This window comes from Catonella sp. (assembly GCF_057250765.1).
In genome coordinates this window covers 36,911-52,729 of record NZ_DBHIEC010000015.1, presented here as the reverse complement: position 1 = coordinate 52,729, position 15,819 = coordinate 36,911, and the positions used below count along the sequence as shown (strand labels likewise).

The window sequence follows — 15,819 nt, the reverse complement described above, 5'->3', positions numbered from 1 at the left end:
GATTCATTCATTTAAAATATATAAGTTGCAAAAACACTATTCTGTCCTTCTACTTTTATGAAGCCTGCTGCAGCATAGATTTCTACGTCCTTATGAGCATCCACATCAACCAGTACCATCATCCGATGTGGTCGGTTTATTTCGATTGCTTTTACAAGGAGTGCAAGTTCATATCCCTGATATCTGTATTCAGGCTTTATAAAGATGTCATATGGCTCATTGTTGTCAAAACTATATGTAACATCCAGATAGCCCTGTACCAGACCGTCTTTTATTGCAAGTAACACTCTCAAACGGTCTTTTGCCGAAAGAACCATTTCTGCCGTCCAATATGTTTCAGTTCTATGAAGTGCACAGTACTGTTCTTTCCATTTTTCAGTATATAATTCTATACTACTTGTATCTACGTTCGGCACCACACCGGTATGAACCATCTTTTGCTGTTCCACATCAAAAACAGCATTTTTTTCTCTTAGAACCCTGCATAATGCAGAATTTTTTGGATTAATAACAAAGTCTGTCTTATAACCCTGATACTTGCTCTCTAAGTGCAATAACATCCTTCTAAATGCTTCCTCATTTTTTGTAAATCCTATAAGCATTTCAATATAGTTTTTATCGGGAATAATACTCCACACAAATATTCCTTTTACTTCTCCATTGTCAATAACCACAAATGAATACTCATCTTTTCTTTTAACTGCACCATAGAGATTGTTTTTATCATATGCATAATGCGGATCATAATACAATGGATTATCTGCCAATTCTAAAATAAAGTCCAAGTATTCTTCAAAAGATTTGATTTCAAATATTTCCATTCACGCCTCGTAAATTTAATATTATCCCAAATAAGGGGTTATTTTTTGGTTATATTCCTAATTCCTTCACTATTTTTTCAAACTCATAAAACAAATCAATATACTTTCCCACAATCATCTCGCAATGCGCCTTTACGACTGCACCATCATAGTCGTGAGTTAGTTCATTCCTGACTTTTAACATTTCCATCCAGTCATCATCACCAATGAGATTTGCCTTAAATGCCTCTCTAAGCACTTCTTTCGGAGAGCCTGTCACAAATCCGATAATAGCATAGCGCTGAATCAAGATATCCTTCATCACCTTCCAGGCTAAATCAAAGGTAATGGAAAACTTTGCTCCGGTTCCACTCATTACGAAAGAATCTGAAAAGTCTCTTTCTCTCGCTTCAGCCAAGGCTTTTAGCGAATTGCAAAAAGACTCATACCTTCTATTAAATTTCTCGTCCATATTGTCTTATATCCTCCAGTAAAAGCTCGTTTGTGCAGTCATCCATATTTACTATATCCACGCTATAAAGTGTAGGTAATTCTTCTATCTCTTGTATAAGTAAATCAACCTCTTTAACCCCTGATACTGCTATATCTATATCACTTCTTTCAAGCGCAGTTCCCTTTGCCCTTGAGCCAAATAAAAGAACTTTATTTGCACCGAAGTCTCTACAGAGTTCTGCCGTTTTTTCTATTACTTCTTCTACTTTCAAATTATCACCTTCCTGCCTTATTATCTGAACCTGCATCATAAATAAGCCTTAGTAGGTTAAACTACTGGCTAAGTCTTTCGATAAATTCCTTGTCAATTTCATCCACCGTCATATCTGTATGTGCGAATATACCGTTATTATAGGAATTAGTTAATATCCAAGCAGCATGCGTCTTAAATTCTTCTGCAGTTTTTACGCTATAATCAAATGCTTTGTGAGTTCCTCCGGAGCAATCTCCCCAATCAGAGAGATAACCTATTATTTCAAAAAATGAATCATTATAAGCTTCAAATTTTTTCGTTGCTCTAGCAGTTAAATACTGTGCAATACAGTTGTCAAAGGCATAATAGAACATCGGATTACGAAGTGGAAACGAATTTCTCTCCCTGTTGTGAAAATTTGTGTCAATTATATAAGACCTACGCACATCATCCATAGTAGGCTTGTTCGTTGTTTTAACCGTAGTTTGGATATATTTATAAATTGTTTCTTTATCAAAAAAACGTCCGTTTATGGCAATCAGAGCCCCCCACATACCATCTTCATACTTAAACGCCATTACTGCACCGTTTTTGTACTTACTTTCTACAGGAATTGGCGGTGTAGCTCTTTTCTTAGGTTTTTCCTTAGGTACACTGATTTTATCCAAGAATTTATTCAAATTGTCGCTTCTTTTCTTTAGGAATTTATCATCAGCTCCAAGCTCCCTTGCAATTTCCAAGTCTTTTCCACTCTGGATCGCTTCACTGACTTCATTTAACAAATCATCCTTTAGTTCGCCCACCTCCCAGAGGCAGTGTGCAAGACTAAACAAGACATCGTATCTGTCCTCATCTTCCTCAGCAGGAAGCATATCATTTTTTATATCTTCAGGCTCTTCACCTGCATTAAAACGCTCAAAAAACTCATCCTTAATATCACAGGATGTGTCATTTCCAAATATGGCAGCACTCCAAGTTCCCATAATATTCTCCTTAACCTTTGTTAATTATAATAATTTTATACGATAGCCAATATGTCGTCAATTCTTTAATAACAATTATACCAAATAAATTATAAAATGTAGTTTTTCAACTTAAATGCAACATGGTGTTGCACTTACTCTGACAGATATCCCTGTTGCATTTACATTGAAAGATATCGTTGCACTTACTTTGAAAGTGGTGTTGCATTTAATCTGAAGTACATGGTAGCACTCCAAATTAGCCCTTGTTTTTATTCATAGGTAACTAAAAATACAACAACGAAAAGGAGTTCCTATGAACAAAAAGAAACATCTAACAGGCGCTGAACGCATTAAACCCTAAACCCTTCTTGCACAGGGTTTTTCAATCAGAAGTATTGCTGATTTCCCCCTGAAATCCCCTTCTACCATTTCAAGAGAAATACAAAAGCATTCACTTGTCAAAATACCTAATATCTGTGACTGCAATGATTATAATGGATGCAATGTTAAGCATGTATGCGGTTCCAAAGACTGTAATAAAAATGCCGCTCATGCCATCTTGCCAAAAAATACTGTGAACATTATAACAAAAAAAGCTGTGAACACTGGAACGGTTCCTCTATAAAGCTGTGCAACGGATGTACAAAAAGAGGATACTGCCGTCTGGAAAAACACTTCTACGATGCTAAAAAGGCTCATTTAGCTTACTGTGACACCCTTGTACAATCACGAAATGGTTTTGACCTTACTCTTTATGACATACCTTGAAAGTCTAGCCACTAACACTGTAAACCTTTTATTTACTTTGTATCTGACATTTTAAGTTCACTTAGTATATAGCTTATAATTCTCTTTTTAATAGTTCTTTTCTACTTTTCTAATTTTTATGTTTTTGCTATAGAACTTTGGTTTGATTAGTGGTATTATCATATCAAAAGACAGTTATTACAGTTAAAATCAAAAAGGGGAATATATGGATAACAGTGAAGCTGACAGGCTTTGGGATATTATATCTACACAATTCATTCCATCATGGGATGATATTGAGGAAGTTGAACCTGATGAATGGGATTTGCAAATGTTGAAGGATATTGAAAACGATCCTGATTGCAAAACTCGTGCAAAACATTTCTCATTTTCGTGAAAAACCAGCGTAAAACATTTCTCATTTTCGTGAAAAACTAGCGTAAAACATTTGCTAATTTCGTAAAAATGACAGTAAACCTTTTACAGATTTACTGTCATTAACTTTTCCTACTCTAACGAATCAAAATCAAAGGCTGCTGCCTTGGTATAGTTGGTTACCTTTGCCTCAAAGAAGTCTGTCTTTGTGGCATTTAAGTTAGAGAAGCTCTCTATCCAGCCCATTGGGTTCTCCTCAATCTCAGGGAACCACACAGGAAGTCCAATTGCTTTTAGTCTTAGGTTAGAAAGGTACTTGATATATCTCTCTATCAGCTCATTATTGATACCGAGTATCTCATTGTTGGTTACATACTGTCCCCATTCTATCTCATTTAATGTACCTACCTTCACCATCTCCCTAAGCTCTTCCTTAAGTTCATCAGTGAAAATCTCAGGATTTTCCTTCATTAGCTCTCTTATTATATTCTGGAAGAGAACCAGATGGGTAATCTCATCCCTGTTTATATACTTGAAAATGGTACTTGTAGCAGTCATCTTTCCCTGTCTTGCAAGGGTGTAGAAAAAGCTGAAACCACTGTAAAAATAAATACCCTCAAGAATATAGTTCGCCATCACCGAACGCACAAAGTTCTCTGTACTTGGATCATCTGAAAATCTCTGGTACATATCAGCAATGAATTTGTTTCTGCTAAATAAAATCGGATCTTCACGCCATTCATCATATATCTTATCCCTTGTTACAGGATTGGTAACAGTATCAAGGATGTAAGAATAACTCTGGGCATGGATTTCCTCCTGAAACGCCTGTATATTAAGCAATGAGGACACCTCTGCTGCAGTTACATATCTTGCAAGGTGAGGCAGGTTCTCACACTGAATCGAGTCAAGGAAGTTAAGGAAAGAAATAATCTTGTCAAAGGCCTTTCTCTCTCCTGCAGTCAGATATGAAAACTGCTTAACATCCTCACCGAGAGCGATTTCTTCAGGTATCCAGAAGTTATTTAGCATGGTGCGGTACATTACATTTGCCCAGTCATATTTTATACGGTTCCACTCTCTGAGGTTGGTTGTATTTCCATTTAGAATGCCCTCAGTACCGCGCTTACCCAGTTCATTAAATATCTTTTTCTTTTCCATATAGTCTCCATTCCACAGGCACCTTCAAGTGGCAATATTGCAGATGAATAAGTTTCACGCTATCAGCTTGAACAGCTTGTGCACTCATCCATTTCAAGCGACCTGTTTCTTACATAGTAAATAGTCTTGATACCAGACTTAAAAGATTCAACATACAAATCAAGTATATCCTTTGCCTTAACATCAGGTGTAATGTAGAGGTTGAAGGACTGAGCCTGATCAATATGCCTCTGCCTTGCTGCACAGGCTTTTATTGACCATAATTGGTTTATATAATGTGCCTCTTTATAATACCAGAACGTCTCATCATTTAGCTCAGGTGCTGTCTTAGGTGTGAAGCTTCCCTTCTTCTCTTCCACGAAAAACTTCTTAAATATAGGATCTATTCCTGCAGTAGTTCCCGCTATATTGGATGTACTACCTGTAGGAGCTACAGCCATCAGATATCCGTTTCTAAGACCGTATTTCATTACATCCTTCTTTAGCTCCTGCCATCTCTCAGATACATAGCCTCTTTCATCAAAATACTCTCCTGTCTGCCATTTGGAGCCTTCAAATTCAGCATAGGCTCCCTTCTCCCTCGCAAGCTCCATAGACGCCTTTATCGCATTGTAGGCTATTTCTTCAAAGAGCCTGTCCGCTTCTTCTATGTGCTTTTCATTTTCCCAGGCTATGGCATTTTTAGCCAGATAATGATGGTATCCGCTCACACCAAGCCCTATAGCACGGTATTTTAGCGAGGTAACCTCTGCATCTGCCACAGGGAACATATTTAAGGTAATTACATTGTCAAGCATCCTTATCTGAAGAGGCACATTTTCTTTAAGTTCATCAAAGCTTACATTTCCAAGGTTAATGGAATTGAGGTTGCAGGTTACCATATCTCCTGATTCCACTGTTGTAACTATCTTTGACTTTCCATTTTCAGATACGATTTCTTCCGACACAAACTTGGTTTCACTCATATTCTGAGCTATCTCGTGGCAGAGGTTGGAGCCGTATATCATACCTGCGTGACTGTTTGGATTGGTTCTGTTAACCGTATCCCTAAAGAAGATGAAAGGTGTACCTGTTTCCACTGCACTCTTCATTATCTTTTTCATTATGTCAAGTGCAGGGACTGTAATCTTTGCAAGCCTGCTATCATTTTCACAAAGCTTATACCTCTCAGAAAACTCCTTGTGTTTCTCGTCCTTATCGTAATAGTCCTCAAGCGAAAATCCCATCAGCTTTTCAACTTCGTGAGGATCAAAAAGGCTGAAATCCTGCCTGTTTATCAGTCTTTCCATAAAAATATCAGGTATGCTTATAGCAGGGAAGATATCGTGAGCCTTTCTTCTATCATCACCGTTATTGGTTCTTAGGTCAATGAATTCATACAAGTCCTTATGCCAGATGTCAAGAGTGATGGAAGCACCGCCCTTTCTTCTACCAAGCTGGTCTACTGCAACTGCTGTATCATTGTAAAGCCTTACCCAAGGAATGACTCCTCCTGAAGCATTGCTAAAGCCTCTTATATCACTTCCAAGGCTTCTGACCTTGCCAAGATAGATGCCTAAAGCACCTCCGTGTTTAGATACTTTGGAAAACTTTGAATTGACATCATATATTGACCAAAGATTGTCTGAAACAGTGCTTATAAAACAGCTTGAAAGCTGGTTAAATGTTGTACCTGCATTGGCAAGAGTAGGTGTAGCCACCGTCATCTTAAGCTTGCTAAGTAAGTCATAGAAAGCCTTGGCATAATACACCTTATCCTCTTCTACGCTTGCAAGGTGCATGGCAATAGCCATAAATCTCTCTTGGGGAAGCTCTAAAACTTCTCCATCCATTCCCTGCACCAGGTAGCGGTCTGCAAGGAGCTTCACTCCCTCATAATTGAAAAGGAAGTCTCTGTCAGGCTCTATGTAGTCAGCCAGTTCTTTCCTTTGTGCTTTACTATACTTAGTAATAAAATCCTCAGTATATATCCCTCTCTCAACAAGCATTTCTACAAGCTCGTTAAAGTCGCCATAGCCAAAGGTCTTGTAGTTACGGCTAATCTTAGCTTCTTTGTAAAGGTCAAACAAAAACAGCTTGGCTGCCACATACTGCCACTTGCTGTTCATCCTGTTTAGGCCTCCACCGTTTTCACTCTCGTCATTAACAATGACTTTCTCGATAGCAGAACGAATGAGCACCTGCTGAATTTCTTTGGTGCTCATTCCATTTTTAAACTGAATCTTGGAGTCCATTTCAAGTTCCATAGGATCGCAGCCATCCAGCCCTTCACAGGCAAGAGCTACCATCTTCTTGGTCTTTTCAACGCAAAGATTCTCATATTTACCGTTACGCTTCTTTATCAAAATGTCCATATATATTGTGCTTCCTTTTCTTTTTTAGTACTACATTTTGATATTATAGCCTATGTAAATGGTTTTGTAAACCTGTGAAAGTGACAAAAATCCTCGGGCTGTTATATGTATAATTTTACAAAATTATATTGTAAGCAATATTATATATAACAGGCAGAGGATATCACTAATTTCCTAATCTTATTTATTTCTGTAATGACAACTTCTTCATCAATCTACCTCTATAAGTTCATGCTCTTTTAAAGTGCTTTCACCTGAACGAACAGAATTTATACGTCTCTCAAGCTCAGCCATATTTTCTCTGCTGTAAAATGGATCCGCAGATAATTCAAACGGAATACGATTTTCTCTCGCTACCTTTTTAAGAAAAATATTAATAGCAGTTGACATACTAAGCCCTATATCATTGAATGTTTTTTCTGCATTTCGCTTAACTTCTTCATCTACACGTAAACTAATCTGTGTCATATAACCACTCCTTTCATAGTATCATAAGTTATTTCTAAGTATTGTGCTGATATAGTTACCCTTTTGTCTTGCTATACAAGCAGTGGCAAAAGTCATTGTAGCTGCATAAGGTTCATATTTATAGGATGGATCTGTAAGTACAGGCATTCCATAGTATGCATTCTTTTTATTTTTCAGGTCAATGTACCATTTCCCTCCGATATATTTTCTAAATGTCTCACCTATGTAAATCGTAAGATAATCAAGCATCTTACTATCTGCGATTAAATCTTTAATCTCCTTATAGTTAGCTAAAATCCAGCCTTCAATCTCGTCAAGCGACTCAATACTGTAATCAAGCTTCAAGTTCTGCTCTTTTGCAAACTCCCCTGTAAAATAATCCATCTTAAAGTCAATTAGAATAATCCAATCCTCAAAATCATCCTGCGTATATGCCATGTTAAACTCCTTTACACCACTATTTCTATTAGACGCCTTACACTTTTAACAACACTATGCCATGTTAATTCACCAACATAATAGTTCTCTTTTCTATAATTTTCCCACCAAGTAATCATTGTATTAGAATCATATACAACTTCAATAATCTCCTTTAAATTCTGTATTTTATCTTCAGAGCAACGATATTTACAAGTCGCTTTAAATGCACTTTTGAACATGTTGAAGTCAATATTATTTTCATGTCCAAGTAAAATGTGTATGTCATAATAATCTCTCACTCTGGTATTAGCTTCCGATCTAACCATAATAGTTTCGAGTTTTTCCGCTAAAAGAGTTTCGATATTGTAAGCCCACAAATTTAAATGCCTGTCCTCAAGAATAAGAGGTAATTTATACGATATTTCTTTCGGTGTAATCTCATCACCTGTTGAAATATCAATTTTAATAGTCTGTTTCAGCCTATCAAGACTACATTCAATTATGAAACGAACTCCTTCATATTCATGTCCTTCCATTATTTCCTGTATATTTGTTATTTTAAACTTTACACCATCTTCAATGTCTATTGAAATAATTTCATTTAAAACCTTGTAGGCATTATCTTTGTTTAAGTCTATCGCTTTTACCGTTGTATCAATATCCATTGTAGAACGCATATTTACACCTACAAGAGATGATACTAAAAGTCCCCCCTTTAGGACAAAATTATCGCGATATTTTGAAACAGAAAGTCTTTCGAGGAGCCTTTCCATCATATAAATTCTAAGTAAAACTTGGGATTTATTGCTATCTCCCTGAGACTTATTTCTTATTCTTGCCTTAACAGCAGTCGCGGTTTTTATCACAAAAGCACCTCCGTATATTGTCTCACTCGTTCTTCAAGTTTCATTATTTTTGCATATTCCATAAGCTTATGTATATCTTTCTTTTTATCAGAAAAATATGTAGTAATAGCAGATTGAAAAATCTGAATGTCCATCCGTTTTCTTCTCTTTATGATATCGCAAATACATCTTTCTTTATCATAAATTCTAACTGTATTGCCCGCAAAAGTTTTAGCATTTGTTAAACCAAGTTCTATCCACTCCGTCCTTACAGTATGAACTATAACTCCTACACCTTTTAGATGCCTACTATTATATCCCCTTACTACACTTACCACCGGATTAAACGGTTCTCTATCAGTAAGGCTGTGAAGATACAATGCTGTCTCATTTGAGAATATAATTTTTCTATTTCTAATTTGTAAAGAATATAATTTATCTTCCCAAGCATCAGGCGCAAGATATACTCCTGAAGCCACTTTTTCCATTTCATTTTTCTTAATATACTCCATCACAGTGTATTTGGAAAAATCTTTATTTTGAACATCCACAATCCGAAGATAGCCATTCTGCTCTTCAACAATCTGAGACAAAATACTATTATAATCCATAATTTTACTCCTTTCGCTACAATTTTAATATTTTATAGCGAAAAAGTCAATTTCTTTTTTCGCTATAATTTTAATATTTTGTAGCGAAAAAGAAGGCGCCGGTATATAACCTACTTACCGGCGCAAAACAGTAAAAATACCCTTTACTACATTCTCCTATTTACTACCCTCGATTATTATAATTAATCAAACAACCGCTAACTATGATGTCCTTCTCCTCCTCAGTCATGGCACCTAAAGACAGCTCTATCTCCTTAGTTCCGTTTTCATTTACTATCACAGCCTTCACACTGCTTTCTCCCTTTTCTATAGCAGACTTAATTCCCTTGATATAGATAAAGTCTCCTTTATGGAAAGGAATATTTTCGTCTTCATAAATAAACGGTATCATACCCCAGTTCATCACATTTGAGCGGTAACGCTTGGTGGCATAGGCTTTCGCAATATTGGCAAGTCCTCCAAGCACACGCTGGCAACTTGCCGCCTGTTCTCTGGCTGAACCATCACCCGGCTTTACTGCATAGATGGCACTTCCTATCTCTGTTAGTTCCGCCTTAAAGTCCTCATCATAGGCCTGAAGTATAGCAATTGCCTCATTAAGTCCTGCATCAGTAAATGCCTTGCCACCTAGCCTTTCCTCCTCCATACTCCTAACCTTTTTTGCCTCGCCCACATAGTCAGGATCCTTCCTTGATAATGTGAACTCTGCAAGCCCCAGAGGGTTTGAGCGGTAAGAGCTGGTTTCACCCGAAGGGATTAGCTCATCAGTAGTAGTAACAGGATCGTGGATTTCGGATACTATCTTGATTAAGATATCATCCGCAAGCCTCTCCATCTTTGGCCAAGGTACTATATTAGGTCCGTATTTAAGCTCTGCATTAAAATCAGGCCTTCCCACACCGTTAAATACCCTATTATCATATATCTTTCCGTCAAAGAAGTACTTTGGATGACTATATTCCACGTCTATCTCACAGGCAGAGGTAAGCCTGCCCTTATTTGCAGCTGTTGCAGCTATACTTCTGGCATCCATAAGAGCGACAGAAGCCATCTGTCCGCTTCCAGGCTTACTGCCCTCCCTGCTTGGGAAGTTTCTGGTAGAATGTCTTATTGAAAATGCACCATTGGCAGGCACATCTCCTGCACCAAAGCAAGGTCCGCAAAAAGCAGATTTAACCAAGGCTCCTGTCTCCATAAGGGTGGCTACAGTGCCATTTCTAACGAGTTCTATATATATAGGCTGGCTTGCAGGATAGAGGCTTAGCGAGAATTCATCATTTCCTATGTATTTTCCTTTGAGTATGTCTGCCGCCGCGCATAGATTCTCAAAGCCACCGCCTGCACAGCCTGCTATTATTCCCTGATCTACCTGAATTCTACCATCTTTAATCTTGTCTGTGAGCTTGAAGTTAATGTCTTTTCCAAAGCTTACCTTTGCCTTTTCTTCAACCTCGTGCAAGATATCCTTAGGATTCTTGTTTACCTCGTCTACCAGGTAGGTATTGCTTGGGTGGAAAGGCATGGCTATCATAGGCCTTATTTTACCAAGGTCAACCTCGATAAGTCCGTCATAGTAAGCAGGTGCACTAAGTCTTAGCTCCTTATAGTCATTTGGGCGGTTATGAATTTCATAAAACTCCTTCACCTTCTCGTCTGTTTCCCATATTGATGAAAGGCAGGTAGTCTCAGTAGTCATAACATCTATGCCTATTCTATAGTCCACGCTTAGATGCTTTATTCCATCTCCGATAAATTCCATTATCTTATTATTTACATATCCCCTGTCAAATACCTCTCCAATGATGGCTAGGGCTATATCCTGAGGCCCTACACCCTTTACAGGCTCTCCAACAAGCCTTACTGCTACCACCTCAGGACAGGCAACATCATAGGTCTGGCCAAGGAGCTGTTTTACAAGCTCAGGACCGCCTTCTCCTATCGCCATGGTTCCAAGGGCACCATATCTGGTGTGGCTGTCTGAGCCAAGTATCATCCTGCCGCCGCCAGCAAGCACCTCCCTTGCAAACTGATGAATGACAGCAAGATTAGGTGGTACATACATACCACCAAATTTTTTGGCAGATGACAGCCCGAATAAATGGTCATCCTCATTTATGGTACCTCCCACAGCACAAAGTGAATTGTGACAGTTGGTAAGGGCATAAGGTACAGGAAACTTCTTTATTCCAGATGCTATAGCTGTCTGCACTATACCTACAAAGGTTATATCGTGAGAGGCAAGACAGTCAAATTTAAGCTTAAGGTTCTCCATATCCTCTGATTTATTGTGAGCACGCAGTATGCCATAGGCTAGAGTATTTTTCTTCGCCTCTTCCTTTGTTATGCTTACTCCCAGCTTACCAAGTCTTTCTTCTATGTCTGCTCCGTATTCAACGACTTCACCATTTACTATAAATGCTCCGTTTTCTGATAATCTAATCATATATTCTCCATTCTGTCGGCCAAATTTACCAATTTTTCCTATAATAAAGCATTTTAAAATAATTATCAAGTATACCTCTTGTCATAATAACAAATCTGTAATAGAATTAAGCAGATGATACTAATATACTAACCAGGAGGTAACTATGAGGCATCTTATAAGTCCACTTGATTTTTCAGTAGATGAGACTAATTATATCTTAACTCTTGCCGGTGACATATACAGAAACCCTGAAAAGTACAAGGATATCTGTCATGGTAAAAAATTAGCTACTTTGTTTTATGAGCCGAGTACACGAACCCGCCTTTCATTTGAAGCTGCTATGCTTAATTTGGGCGGTAGTGTTCTCGGTTTTTCTGAGAGTTCCTCAAGTTCAGCAGCAAAGGGAGAAACTGTAGCAGATACCATTAGGGTGATTTCAGCCTATGCTGATATCTGCGCTATGCGTCATCCAAAGGAAGGAGCACCTCAGGTTGCTTCGATGTATTCTGAGATTCCTGTGATAAATGCAGGCGACGGTGGTCACAACCACCCAACCCAGACATTTACTGATATTCTCACTATCAAAGAGCTTCGTGGTAAAATAGGCAATATGACAGTCGGACTATGTGGAGACCTTAAGTTTGGAAGAACAGTGCATTCCCTCATACAGGAGCTTGTAAGATACCCTGAGATTAAGTTTGTACTTATTTCTCCTGATGAATTAAAGCTTCCTGAGTATGTAAAAACTGAGATACTGGATGCAAATAATTCTCCTTATGTAGAGACCACTTCTCTTGAAAATGCCCTTCCTGAGCTTGATGTTCTCTATATGACGAGGGTGCAGAGGGAGCGTTTCTTCAATGAGGAGGACTATATAAGGCTTAAAGATACCTACATCTTAGACAAGGCTAAACTTAAAGGTGCTAAGTCTGACCTTATGATACTCCACCCTCTTCCAAGGGTTAATGAGATATCTACCGATATAGATGATGATCCTAGGGCAGCTTATTTTCAACAGGCAAAATACGGGGTTTATGTAAGAATGGCTTTGATACTACGTTTACTGGAATTGGCATAGGAGGTAATTTATGTTAAATATTAGCGGTATTAATTCAGGTTATGTGATAGACCACATACCTGCCGGACTGTCAATGTCCATATACAGATATCTGAATCTTGGTAAATATGATAATCAGATAGCCATTATTAAAAATGCGAAGAGCTCCAAGATGGGAAAGAAGGATATAATTAAGATAGAGGGTATACCCGGTGAGCTTAATCTTGAGCTTCTATCTATCTTTGGTGATAGCATTACAGTAAATGTAATAATGGACGGTGTTATCAAGGATAAGATTCATCCTAGCCTACCTGACACAGTAAATGATATATTTACCTGCAAGAATCCACGTTGTATAACCTCCGTGGAGCGTGGACTTAAGCATGTATTCAAGCTTACCGATAAAGAGCACATCACTTACCGCTGTGTATACTGTGAGCAGGCTTACAATATGAATAAATAGCAGGGAGATTATGGAAGAAAACAAAGAAAAAGAAACTAAGCAGAAGAAGATAAAGCGGCTACTTGCAATTATTGGGATAGTGCTTCTTCTTGCTCTATATGGCATTACTCTTATTACTTCATTTATGGCAAGTCCCGCAGCCAATGCTTTATTTATTGCGAGCCTTGTATGTACAGGCTTCATACCTGTTGCCATTTACATATTTATCTGGTTACTAAAGTTTAGATAAAGGTATGAATATTGTTTAAAATCCTATACACTTTTAACAAAATTTATTTTGATATTGTTTTCCACAATTAAATAGTGTATAATCTAATTTATACGAAGGGGGTAATAGACTCTAAGTATAACGATAAAAGTGTCAATCGCTTTTGACGAAGACAAATAATAATATTAACAAAGGAGAAAGATTATGAAAAAATATGTTTGTGATGTATGTGGATGGGTGTATGATGAAGAGTTAGGATGTCCTGAGAAGGGAATAGCTCCTGGCACAAAGTTTGAGGATCTTCCAGATGACTTTGAATGTCCTGAGTGTGGAGTAGGCAAGGATATGTTTTCTGAGCAGTAATTAAGGTAAAAAATGCTGTCACCTTCAAAGTGAATGTGACAGCATTTTTATTGTTTAATAAATTCTATATTTACCAGGTTTACTGTAACTACCGTATATCTTCTTTCCTCCAACCTTTACAAATGCACGGACCTTCACATAGTATGTTTTTCCTGCCTGAGCCTTGTTTATCATAAACTTGGTCTTCTTCGGAGAATTAGAAATCATTTTCTTTGCGTGACGGAATTTTTTATTTTTAGCAAATACCACTTCATATCCGCTCACACTGTCATTCTTACTTACCTGAAGCTTTAGCTTGCCTCGTTTTGAAGCTTTGTTATAAGAGCTGCTTGAAGCATACACATATACATTCTTTGGTACAACAGTTACCTTCTTTGACTTTATTATCCTGCCATCCGGAGTAGAGACAGTTATCTTAGCTGTACCGTACTTGTTGGCTCTACAGTACTTTTCATAATCGTATTCAAATACTCCACCATTCTTATCATTACCAAGACTTAACACATTGCTGTCAACCTTGATTTTTACTACATCACTTGCACTTGATGGGAGAGTCCTTATATTAAGCCTTACATGCTCCCCTATTTTGATGGTTTTTGGAACTCTGGATAAGGATATGCCAGTCACAGGTTCCAAATCAAAGAATGAAACCTCATAGGAAATAGGTTCTCTTAGCCCCGTAATCTTAACGCCAAATCTCTCTCCATTTGCATACCTTTTTATTCCGTCAGGTCTGAATATGATGCAGCCACTCAAACCATAGTTTACATTATTTACGTTAAAATATCCGTCTGAATGAGCTTTGCTAAATTGCCAGATTTTGTTATCTCTATACCTTGTAAGCTCCACCTTAACATCAGAAGGGTTAACTTCATATCCAAGTGAAATACTCCAAGGAAAATCAGAATTAATATACTCAGTAGGCATATTCATAGCAGGCCATATCACACCGTATTCGGGAGAGCTACCAAAGGCACCGTCATGAGCATAGGTCGCTGAAAAATTGTTATAAAATCCAAATCCTATAGACTTCATGGAAGGATTGAGTATCCAGCGTCTATGGCCAATCCTATCAATGTTAGTTGAGTCGCCGTCATTCATGTATCCTAACACAATACCTGAGTCTATATTGGTATAACCCATTGCAAGATTGCTATGAGCCGCTCCTTCAGCACCTAGTCTGTATAATACATCCGACATACCATAAGGCTTTGATGGAGTATGTGAGAGCTTACCGTTTACAGCACTGACTACACTTGCCCCCTGTGCAAGCTTTATATAATTCTCATTTAATACCACGTTTGAAGACAATCCCGCTATATATCTAATCTGATTGATGGTATTCAGAGCAGACTGCATAGTCTTCTTATCTAATCTTCCTAGAGAATAAGGTGCTCTTCCTATAGGCTTTTCTTCAAGCTTTGCTATAGAATAAAAATCTGACGGATGCTTTTTTACAAATCTCCTTATCTCATCCACTGTTCTATAAGCTACATTTATACCCTTACTTTTATTATTATCTGCTAAAACACCTTCTATATTTACATTTTTTATCTTTGAGCCATTATCCTCTGCTTTAGCCGTATATATATTATCATTTATATGTGTTACAGGCAGCGCAGATATCATAATCCCGCATACCAAGATGGCAGTTAATCTATGCTTAAATCCTTTTATCAAGACTTACTTCCTCCATTTTTTAAACAATTACCCAAACTAATATTATTTTACACTAAAAGCAATAAATTGTCATGAGAAATTTAGGTTTTTTTTTATAAAATTTTAGTTAAAACTAACTATATTGGTCTAAAAAGGCTTACAGCATCTATTCCTGTAAGCCTTTGGTTATTT

General features: G+C 37.6%; 17 protein-coding genes and 1 pseudogene. 6 read left to right on the top strand and 12 right to left on the bottom strand.

The window, feature by feature from the left end; genetic code table 11:
• Window positions 1-11 precede the first annotated feature (11 nt).
• The 4 genes from ACO6HM_RS08895 to ACO6HM_RS08880 all read right to left on the bottom strand — a co-directional run bounded on the left by ACO6HM_RS08895 (window position 12) and on the right by ACO6HM_RS08880 (window position 2,489).
• The gene (locus tag ACO6HM_RS08895; RefSeq protein WP_485390702.1) at window positions 12-821 is read right to left on the bottom strand and encodes a hypothetical protein; all 810 of its coding nucleotides are present in this window, start codon (window positions 819-821) and stop codon (window positions 12-14) included.
• A gap of 49 nt (window positions 822-870) precedes the next feature.
• Window positions 871-1,272 (bottom strand): HI0074 family nucleotidyltransferase substrate-binding subunit, encoded by a 402-nt coding sequence (locus ACO6HM_RS08890; RefSeq protein ID WP_485390701.1) that lies wholly within the window; start codon window positions 1,270-1,272, stop codon window positions 871-873.
• On the bottom strand, window positions 1,256-1,525 hold the full coding sequence (locus ACO6HM_RS08885) for a nucleotidyltransferase family protein (protein WP_485390700.1): 270 nt from the start codon (window positions 1,523-1,525) through the stop codon (window positions 1,256-1,258). Before ACO6HM_RS08885 ends, ACO6HM_RS08890 begins: the two co-directional genes overlap by 17 nt.
• Before the next feature lie 61 nt (window positions 1,526-1,586).
• On the bottom strand, window positions 1,587-2,489 hold the full coding sequence (locus ACO6HM_RS08880) for a hypothetical protein (RefSeq protein WP_485390699.1): 903 nt from the start codon (window positions 2,487-2,489) through the stop codon (window positions 1,587-1,589).
• A 355-nt stretch (window positions 2,490-2,844) separates the two neighbouring features.
• Between ACO6HM_RS08880 and ACO6HM_RS08875 the strand changes: the two are divergent.
• Together ACO6HM_RS08875 and ACO6HM_RS08870 are read left to right on the top strand one after the other, a co-directional pair.
• A pseudogene (locus ACO6HM_RS08875) lies at window positions 2,845-3,096 on the top strand (helix-turn-helix domain-containing protein); the annotation flags it as partial.
• 348 nt (window positions 3,097-3,444) lie between these two features.
• Window positions 3,445-3,615, top strand: a complete 171-nt coding sequence (locus tag ACO6HM_RS08870; RefSeq protein WP_485390698.1) for a hypothetical protein — start codon at window positions 3,445-3,447, stop codon at window positions 3,613-3,615.
• A gap of 110 nt (window positions 3,616-3,725) precedes the next feature.
• Here the strand turns inward: ACO6HM_RS08870 and ACO6HM_RS08865 are convergent, their stop codons facing one another.
• The 7 genes from ACO6HM_RS08865 to ACO6HM_RS08835 all read right to left on the bottom strand — a co-directional run bounded on the left by ACO6HM_RS08865 (window position 3,726) and on the right by ACO6HM_RS08835 (window position 11,895).
• The gene (locus ACO6HM_RS08865) at window positions 3,726-4,754 is read right to left on the bottom strand and encodes a ribonucleotide-diphosphate reductase subunit beta (protein WP_485384649.1); all 1,029 of its coding nucleotides are present in this window, start codon (window positions 4,752-4,754) and stop codon (window positions 3,726-3,728) included.
• Between the two features lie 62 nt (window positions 4,755-4,816).
• Window positions 4,817-7,108: a ribonucleoside-diphosphate reductase subunit alpha gene (locus tag ACO6HM_RS08860; protein WP_485390697.1), complete on the bottom strand. Its 2,292-nt coding sequence runs from the start codon at window positions 7,106-7,108 to the stop codon at window positions 4,817-4,819.
• Between the two features lie 210 nt (window positions 7,109-7,318).
• Window positions 7,319-7,576, bottom strand: coding sequence for a type II toxin-antitoxin system RelB/DinJ family antitoxin (locus ACO6HM_RS08855; RefSeq protein ID WP_208429042.1), 258 nt, complete (start codon window positions 7,574-7,576; stop codon window positions 7,319-7,321).
• A 21-nt stretch (window positions 7,577-7,597) separates the two neighbouring features.
• Entirely contained in the window at window positions 7,598-8,014 is a 417-nt protein-coding gene (locus ACO6HM_RS08850) for a hypothetical protein (protein WP_485390696.1), read from the bottom strand.
• Window positions 8,015-8,025: 11 nt separating this feature from the next.
• Window positions 8,026-8,862 carry a nucleotidyl transferase AbiEii/AbiGii toxin family protein gene (locus ACO6HM_RS08845; RefSeq protein ID WP_485390695.1) on the bottom strand — a complete coding sequence of 279 codons (837 nt, stop codon included), beginning with the start codon at window positions 8,860-8,862 and terminating at the stop codon, window positions 8,026-8,028.
• A complete protein-coding gene (locus ACO6HM_RS08840; RefSeq protein WP_485390694.1) occupies window positions 8,859-9,452 on the bottom strand; it encodes a type IV toxin-antitoxin system AbiEi family antitoxin domain-containing protein in 594 nt (197 codons plus the stop codon). Before ACO6HM_RS08840 ends, ACO6HM_RS08845 begins: the two co-directional genes overlap by 4 nt.
• 163 nt (window positions 9,453-9,615) lie before the next feature.
• The gene (locus ACO6HM_RS08835) at window positions 9,616-11,895 is read right to left on the bottom strand and encodes a hydratase (protein WP_485390693.1); all 2,280 of its coding nucleotides are present in this window, start codon (window positions 11,893-11,895) and stop codon (window positions 9,616-9,618) included.
• 145 nt (window positions 11,896-12,040) lie between these two features.
• Between ACO6HM_RS08835 and pyrB the strand changes: the two genes are divergently transcribed.
• The 4 genes from pyrB to ACO6HM_RS08815 all read left to right on the top strand — a co-directional run bounded on the left by pyrB (window position 12,041) and on the right by ACO6HM_RS08815 (window position 13,968).
• Window positions 12,041-12,955 (top strand): aspartate carbamoyltransferase, encoded by a 915-nt coding sequence (gene pyrB, locus ACO6HM_RS08830; protein ID WP_485390692.1) that lies wholly within the window; start codon window positions 12,041-12,043, stop codon window positions 12,953-12,955.
• Between the two features lie 10 nt (window positions 12,956-12,965).
• Window positions 12,966-13,397, top strand: a complete 432-nt coding sequence (locus ACO6HM_RS08825; RefSeq protein ID WP_485390691.1) for an aspartate carbamoyltransferase regulatory subunit — start codon at window positions 12,966-12,968, stop codon at window positions 13,395-13,397.
• A 10-nt stretch (window positions 13,398-13,407) separates the two neighbouring features.
• Complete coding sequence (locus ACO6HM_RS08820; protein ID WP_485390690.1) at window positions 13,408-13,626, top strand: hypothetical protein; 219 nt, start codon at window positions 13,408-13,410, stop codon at window positions 13,624-13,626.
• Window positions 13,627-13,809: 183 nt separating this feature from the next.
• On the top strand, window positions 13,810-13,968 hold the full coding sequence (locus ACO6HM_RS08815; protein ID WP_485390689.1) for a rubredoxin: 159 nt from the start codon (window positions 13,810-13,812) through the stop codon (window positions 13,966-13,968).
• Between the two features lie 54 nt (window positions 13,969-14,022).
• On the opposite strand, the gene ACO6HM_RS08810 is transcribed toward ACO6HM_RS08815, so the two are convergent.
• A complete protein-coding gene (locus tag ACO6HM_RS08810; RefSeq protein ID WP_485390688.1) occupies window positions 14,023-15,648 on the bottom strand; it encodes a CAP domain-containing protein in 1,626 nt (541 codons plus the stop codon).
• Between the last annotated feature and the right edge of the window lie 171 nt (window positions 15,649-15,819).

What these genes read in the sequence shown, in the direction of transcription:
- ACO6HM_RS08895 (WP_485390702.1), bottom strand. Translation starts at nt 821, where the DNA reads ATGGAAATATTTGAAATCAAATCTTTTGAAGAATACTTGGACTTTATT.
- ACO6HM_RS08890 (WP_485390701.1), bottom strand. Translation starts at nt 1,272, where the DNA reads ATGGACGAGAAATTTAATAGAAGGTATGAGTCTTTTTGCAATTCGCTA.
- ACO6HM_RS08880 (WP_485390699.1), bottom strand. Translation starts at nt 2,489, where the DNA reads ATGGGAACTTGGAGTGCTGCCATATTTGGAAATGACACATCCTGTGAT.
- ACO6HM_RS08870 (WP_485390698.1), top strand. Translation starts at nt 3,445, where the DNA reads ATGGATAACAGTGAAGCTGACAGGCTTTGGGATATTATATCTACACAA.
- ACO6HM_RS08865 (WP_485384649.1), bottom strand. Translation starts at nt 4,754, where the DNA reads ATGGAAAAGAAAAAGATATTTAATGAACTGGGTAAGCGCGGTACTGAG.
- ACO6HM_RS08860 (WP_485390697.1), bottom strand. Translation starts at nt 7,108, where the DNA reads ATGGACATTTTGATAAAGAAGCGTAACGGTAAATATGAGAATCTTTGC.
- ACO6HM_RS08855 (WP_208429042.1), bottom strand. Translation starts at nt 7,576, where the DNA reads ATGACACAGATTAGTTTACGTGTAGATGAAGAAGTTAAGCGAAATGCA.
- ACO6HM_RS08850 (WP_485390696.1), bottom strand. Translation starts at nt 8,014, where the DNA reads ATGGCATATACGCAGGATGATTTTGAGGATTGGATTATTCTAATTGAC.
- ACO6HM_RS08840 (WP_485390694.1), bottom strand. Translation starts at nt 9,452, where the DNA reads ATGGATTATAATAGTATTTTGTCTCAGATTGTTGAAGAGCAGAATGGC.
- ACO6HM_RS08835 (WP_485390693.1), bottom strand. Translation starts at nt 11,895, where the DNA reads ATGATTAGATTATCAGAAAACGGAGCATTTATAGTAAATGGTGAAGTC.
- pyrB (WP_485390692.1), top strand. Translation starts at nt 12,041, where the DNA reads ATGAGGCATCTTATAAGTCCACTTGATTTTTCAGTAGATGAGACTAAT.
- ACO6HM_RS08825 (WP_485390691.1), top strand. Translation starts at nt 12,966, where the DNA reads ATGTTAAATATTAGCGGTATTAATTCAGGTTATGTGATAGACCACATA.
- ACO6HM_RS08820 (WP_485390690.1), top strand. Translation starts at nt 13,408, where the DNA reads ATGGAAGAAAACAAAGAAAAAGAAACTAAGCAGAAGAAGATAAAGCGG.
- ACO6HM_RS08815 (WP_485390689.1), top strand. Translation starts at nt 13,810, where the DNA reads ATGAAAAAATATGTTTGTGATGTATGTGGATGGGTGTATGATGAAGAG.